We start from the raw sequence: 526 nt of genomic DNA on the forward strand, positions 1-526 counted from the left end.
GAGCCGATCGCGATCGTGGGGATGGGCTGCAGGTATCCGGGCGGCGTGACCGGGCCCGACCAGTTCTGGGACCTGCTCGCGTCCGGGACCGATGCGATGGGCGGTTTCCCCACCGACCGCGGCTGGGACGCCTTCGAGGACGAGTTCGGCAGGGGCCAGTCGTATCGGCGGATGGGCGGGTTCGTTTACGACGCGGCCGACTTCGATGCGAGCTTCTTCGGAATCAGTCCGCGTGAGGCGTTGGCGATGGACCCGCAGCAGCGTCTGCTGCTGGAGACGTCGTGGGAGGCGATCGAGCGGGCGGGGATCGATCCGAAGTCGCTGCACGGGTCGTCGACCGGAGTGTTCGTTGGAGCGAACACCTCGGGCTACAACTCCGCCCTGCCGCCTGATGACAAGAGCCTTGATGGTTATCGGTTGATCGGGACGGTGTCGGCGGTCGCGTCGGGCCGAATCTCGTATTGCCTGGGTTTGACGGGCCCGGCGGTGACGGTGGATACGGCGTGTTCGTCGTCGTTGGTGGCGT

The 526-nt window shown here is 66.7% G+C and carries 1 protein-coding gene; it reads left to right on the plus strand.

The window, feature by feature from the left end; genetic code table 11:
* Nucleotides 1-45: 45 nt before the first annotated feature.
* Nucleotides 46-526: polyketide synthase (locus DMH08_RS39820; RefSeq protein WP_325052997.1), on the plus strand; the 481-nt coding region annotated here is incomplete at its 3' end.

Source organism: Actinomadura sp. WAC 06369, assembly GCF_003947565.1.
GTDB lineage: Bacteria > Actinomycetota > Actinomycetes > Streptosporangiales > Streptosporangiaceae > Spirillospora > Spirillospora rifamycini.